Genomic DNA, 6,140 nt, shown 5'->3' with positions numbered 1-6,140 from the left:
TTCTAGGCCGTTCAGGAGAAGTCCCGGGCATAGTTCTAGGCTGTGTAGGAGCTACAGGAGTGGTACCAGGCATAGTAGTTCTAGGCCGTTCAGGAGAAGTCCCGGGCATAGTTCTAGGCTGTGTAGGAGCTACAGGAGTGGTACCAGGCATAGTAGTTCTAGGCCGTTCAGGAGAAGTCCCGGGCATAGTTCTAGGCTGTGTAGGAGCTACGGGAGTGGTGCCAGGCATAGTAGTTCTAGGTCGTTCAGGAGTGGTGCCGGGCATAGTAGTTCTGGGCCGCTCAGGAGAAGTTCCGGGCATGGTTCTAGGCCGCTCTGGTGTTGTTGGAGTACTAGGCGGAACGTTCCTTTCCATATTTGTATTAGGAGTCGTTGTTCTTGGTGTTGTAGTACGACTAGGGCATCCTGGCTCTTCCGTTGTACCGACTTCAGTGGCGGCAGGTATAACCGTAGTATAGTTCGGAATACCCTTCCTTTCTGAAGTTTCAACAGTATTTTTAAAATCAAAAGGCTTTGCTGTCTGAGTATGATCTGGTTTCGAATAAGGTGAGAATTCAGAAAATGAATATCTCATTATAGCCTCCTTAAGTACATAAGTGCATTTTCATTTATCAATATATGCTATAACTTAGGAACCGTGCATAGTAATCAAAGAGGAAAGTTATAAAAATAGTAGGAATATTTAGATTTATATGGTAAAATACAATAATGTAAATAAATGACCCTATTTAGAAAGGCAAACCCATGGATTCCAATATTTTAAAAGCAATTAGTGAGAATTTGAATATAGATTTTATTGATATGGTAATAAGTAATCCGCCAAAAGATTCTGAATTAATAAAAGTAAAAATACGACCTGTTTTATTAAGAGACAATCTATTATATCAGGCCTCCGAATATCGTGGAAAACAAATTTTTCATACCAATTATAAGGAAGAAGAATTATTGGAAAAACTGCCGGATTGGTTGGAAAACAACATGAAACAGGCGGTTATGACCTGTAGAACTAAACAAATTAATATTTTAATCAGTAAGAAGGGAAAAGCTACTGTTAAGATTAAAAATATTGTGATACCGGATGACGGTAAAGAAAGAAGCGCTGACCTGCAGCATAACCGGGAAAAGGAATATATTTTAGCAGAAGGAAAGCCTGTTCCTTTTTTAATTGATCTGGGAGTTATGAATAGCGAGGGTAAGATTATAAAATCCAAATATGATAAATTCAAGCAAATCAATCGATTCTTAGAATTTATAGAAGATATATTACCTAGTTTAAGCAGGGAAAAAGAACTTACCATTTTAGACTTTGGATGCGGAAAATCTTATTTAACATTTGCCATGTATTATTATCTGAAAGAATTAAAAGGTTATCAAATAAAGGTAGTTGGTTTGGATTTGAAAGAAGATGTGATCAGGCACTGCAATCAACTTGTACAAAAATACGGATATAATAATCTGCACTTTCTGGTAGGGGACATTGCTTCTTATGAAGGTACAAATAAAATTGATATGGTAGTTACCCTTCATGCCTGCGATATAGCAACGGATTATGCCTTGTTTAAAGCAATTCAATGGGAAGCGGAAGTTATACTTTCTGTTCCATGCTGTCAGCATGAGTTGAATAAGCAGATTCATAATGATATATTAAGTCCTATCTTACAGTATGGATTAATAAAGGAGCGATTTGCAGCCTTAGCTACGGATGCTTTACGTGCGGAGTTGCTGGAAGCCGTGGGATATAAATCGCAAATTCTGGAATTCATAGATATGGAACATACTCCGAAAAATATATTAATACGGGCAGTAAGAAATCCGAAGAATCAAAGCAAAGCAGCAGAATTAAAAGACAAGAAAATGAAATCCATAGAAGAATGCAGGAAGTTTCTAAATGTTAATCCGACTTTATATCAATTATTAATAGATAAGATGTAAAGACTATGGGTAAAATTATATACAAAGAATTTAGTTTTTGGGTGGTTGGACACATAGATGGGGCTGAACCCCAGATCGGGGAAGGTTTGAAAACATGTTTTTCAACCGGAAATTTGTGCGGTGGCACAGATTCTCTCTTTATTAAAGGGCGCTAAGGCGTCGGAATCGAGTTTAGGTTGAAGAAATAAATTTTTCAACCGGAAATTTGTGTGTATGCACGAATTCCCTTTTTATTAAAAGGCGCTAAAGCGCTGGAATCGAGGTTGTTATGTTAAAACATGTATATAAAGGAATTATATTGCTTTGTGTATTTGCTGCCTCACTTTATTATTTTAGCCTGGATATGAAAGAAGAAGTAGTTCCTGTTGAAAAAACAGTACAAATGAGCAAAGCCTCATTCCCTATTGTAACAATAAAAGTAAATGATACAGAACTCAATCAAATGCATGGCTACAGTAATACCATGAGTGCCGGCACCGTAAGGGAATCTATTACCCCCTTGGATAGGGATCAAAGCTTTACTGTCATTATAGATGAAAAAGAAAATGATGTAAAACGTGTAATTTATGAATTAAGAAGTGTATCTGACCAAAGGCTGTTGAAAACAGATACCATAAATGCGCTAGATAAGGAAGGCGATTTTAAAACAGCCAGAATCAAATTAGATGCTGCTTTGGATGTAAATGAGGAATATGCTGTAAAAATTACATTAGTTACAATTAAAAGTAAAAAGATGAATTATTACACCAGGGTGAAACTTCTACCGGATTCTAATTTTAAAGAAAAATTAGATTTTGCCATGGACTTTCATAATACTATTATGGATAAAGTAAAAGCAGAAGATATAATTCGCTATTTGGAACCAGATCCAAAACAGGATAATTCTAATTTGGCTTATGTTAATATTCATTCCAGTTTTGATTTAGTCAGCTGGGGTAATTTAAAACCTCAGGTGATTGGAGAAATAATACCCACTTTTAAGGAATTAAGTCCCGATATGGGTTCAATTGAATTGAAATACAGGATATCAGCAGAAACAGACAGCGGACTGGAATTCTATAACGTGCATGAATTCTATCGGGTTCGGTATACTTCTTCCAGAATGTATTTATTAAATTATGAGAGAAGAATGGAATCGGTTTTTGATATAAACCTAACCAGCTTAGCTAAAAGCCAGTTTAAAGTGGGAATTACCAATCAGGAAAAAATAGACATGGTAACCAGTGGGGACGAAACTAAATTAGCATTTGTAAGAGAGCGGGAATTATGGTACTACAATCTGCCTGAAAATGATGCAATAAAAGTTTTTTCTTTCCGCCAGGAGGAATCGGATAATGTCAGGGATATGTACGACCAGCATAATGTGCGAATTTTAAATCTGGATGACAATGGTAACATTGATTTTATTGTGTATGGATATATGAACCGTGGTGTATATGAAGGTAGGGTAGGTATTGTATTATACCGTTTCTATAGTGGAGAAAATAGAATTGAAGAATTGGTTTACATTCCAACCAATGTAACTTACCAGATATTAAAAGAGCAATTAGGAGACTTTAGTTATGTCAATCAATTCAGTACTTTTTATTTTACCATTCATAATACTATCTACGCCTATAATCTTATTACCAGCAATTTAACTACCGTTGCTACTGATATAAGCAATGAGGGTTATGTTGTATCCAAAGAAAATCAATATTTAGCCTTCCAAAACAGCAGTTATCCTCTAAAAGCGGATACTATTACTATTTTGGATTTGGAAACCGGTGCAGAACAACAAATCAATGCACCAAAAGGAAGTAATATTCGTTTACTTGGAAAAATTCACGAGAATATAGTTTATGGATTTGTAAAACATAAAGATATTACCACCACCGTAGATGGTGAACCTTTAGTGCCCATGTATCAAATCCGGATTGCAGACTATAACCGAAATGTTTTAAAAGATTATAAGAAGTCCGGTTATTATATAACCGATGCTATAATTGAAGATAATATTATAACCTTGATTCGTGTAGAGCAGGTAAATGAGAATGGGAAGACTTATTATAAAACAACCCCTTCGGACAATATATTAAATAAAGTAATAAAATCACCTTCGGCATTTAATTTAGCAGAGAGGGTTACAGATCTTACCTTGACGGAACAGTATATTTCTCTTCCATCCGGGTATTCTATGGAAGAAAAGCCCAAGGCTAGACATACTGTAAATACTATTATTTCAAGGGATACTACTCTTCGTCTGAAAGAAGAGGAAACATTACCGGATAAATACGTAGTTTATGCATTAGGTGAAATTGAAGGATTTTATGACCAGGCAGGAGAGGCCATTGAGAAAGCTAGCAGTTTAGTGGGTACCGTATTAAATGAAAATCAGGAAGTAATCTGGGAACGAGGCGTGAAAAAGCCTTCCAGCGACATCAAGAATATCGTTCCTGTTTATGAATCCGATACTTTAAACAGTATTATGGCAAGTGCTCTTATGTTAGTCAGCTATCAAAAAGGAGGTACAATAAACAGCGGTCAGGTTACAAATCAAGTATCAGCCCATGAATTTTTAAGTCAGAACTTAGGAGACAAACTGCTTAACTTAACTGGCTGCTCTTTAGATGATGTGTTGTATTACGTCAGCGATCAAAGACCTGTACTGGCTTTAAAGAATTCCAATCAAGGACTGTTGATTATCGGGTATGACAACTATAATATTACTGTAATTGATCCAGTGCAAAAGAGAACCATGAAACTTGGATTAAATGACAGTATGGCAATGTTTGAGGCAGCAGGAAATGTGTTTATAAGCTATAAAAAGTAACCGGCATAACATTTGCTGCTTTATAAATATAAAATGTATAAAGGAAAAGCAGATAACTTAAAGATATGAAATAAAAATCGAGATAAAAACTAAGAGAAAAGTTAGAAGGGAGAAAATAAAATGGATGAAAGAATTAAAATATTAGCACATAACTTAGTTGCCTATTCTATGAATGTGCAGAAAAATGAGAAAGTATATATTCACTATACCGGTGAGTCTACAAAAACATTAGCAAGACAATTAATAAAAGAAGTATATAAAGCAGGAGGTCTGCCCTTTCCTCACTACACAGATCCACAGGTACAGCGGGAAATGCTTTTGAACTGTACCGAAGAACAGCTAAAACTTATGGCTGAAATAGATGGACAGGAAATGGATAAAATGGATTGTTATGTAGGTGTAAGAGGAAGTGAGAATGTATCGGAGTTATCAGATGTTCCTGCTGATAAGATGAGTTTATATGAAACATTTTATTCCACACCGGTACATCATAATATCCGGGTGGCAAAGACAAGATGGGTAGTTTTACGTTATCCTAACAGTTCCATGGCTCAGCTTGCCAACACCAGTTTAGAGAATTTTGAAGACTTTTACTTCAATGTATGTAACCTGGATTATTCTAAAATGCTTAAAGCAATGCAAAACCTGAAAGTGTTGATGGAGAAAACAGATAGGGTGAGAATTCTTGGACCGGGTACAGACCTTGCGTTCTCAATTAAAGGAATTCCTGCTATTCCCTGTGCAGGAGAAGCTAATATTCCGGATGGAGAAGTGTATACTGCACCGGTGAGAGATTCCATTAATGGTACTTTGTCTTATAATACACCTGCTGTATTCCAGGGCTTTACTTATGAGAACATTAAACTGACCTTTAAAGATGGTAAGATTATAGAAGCAACAGCCAATGATACAGAAAGAATTAGTAAAGTATTTAATACCGACGAAGGCGCCAGATATATTGGAGAATTTGCCATTGGTGTAAATCCTTATGTTTTAAAACCTATGAAAGATACTTTATTTGATGAAAAAATAATGGGCTCCTTTCACTTTACCCCTGGTAACTGTTACAACGATGCCCCAAATGGAAATAAATCTGCTATTCATTGGGATCTGGTATGCATTCAGACTCCTGAGTATGGTGGTGGGGAGATGTATTTTGATGATGTACTGATCCGTAAGGACGGAAAATTTGTAATTCCGGAATTGGATTGCTTGAATCCGGAGAACTTAAAATAACAGTCTCCTAAAGATTATAAAGAATAAATGAAGATGTTTAACAATTTATTAAGATGGAAAATTCTATTTAAAGTTTATACATTATGACTTATAATAAGGTATAAGAATAAGCTTTCGTTTATAACTAAGATAGCTGTCTGAAACAAATTTATAATAGGTA

Annotated in this window: 3 protein-coding genes and 1 pseudogene; 3 read left to right on the top strand and 1 reads right to left on the bottom strand. The window is 35.7% G+C overall.

The features are described from left to right. A pseudogene (locus RT261_RS12400) lies at positions 1 to 574 on the bottom strand (hypothetical protein); the annotation flags it as partial. A gap of 170 nt (positions 575 to 744) precedes the next feature. Here RT261_RS12400 and RT261_RS12395 point away from each other — a divergent pair. The 3 genes from RT261_RS12395 to RT261_RS12385 all read left to right on the top strand — a co-directional run bounded on the left by RT261_RS12395 (position 745) and on the right by RT261_RS12385 (position 5,980). Further along, entirely contained in the window at positions 745 to 1,932 is a 1,188-nt protein-coding gene (locus RT261_RS12395) for a class I SAM-dependent methyltransferase (RefSeq protein ID WP_313132896.1), read from the top strand. 268 nt (positions 1,933 to 2,200) lie between these two features. Then, entirely contained in the window at positions 2,201 to 4,744 is a 2,544-nt protein-coding gene (locus RT261_RS12390) for a hypothetical protein (RefSeq protein ID WP_313132894.1), read from the top strand. 120 nt (positions 4,745 to 4,864) lie between these two features. Beyond that, positions 4,865 to 5,980 carry an aminopeptidase gene (locus RT261_RS12385; RefSeq protein WP_313132892.1) on the top strand — a complete coding sequence of 372 codons (1,116 nt, stop codon included), beginning with the start codon at positions 4,865 to 4,867 and terminating at the stop codon, positions 5,978 to 5,980. Positions 5,981 to 6,140: the final 160 nt, after the last annotated feature.

Source organism: Anaerocolumna sp. (assembly GCF_032079385.1).
Classification (GTDB): Bacteria; Bacillota; Clostridia; order Lachnospirales; family Lachnospiraceae; genus Anaerocolumna.
The sequence above is the reverse complement of the archived record's forward strand: the minus strand, read 5'-3'. Positions and strand labels throughout refer to the sequence as shown.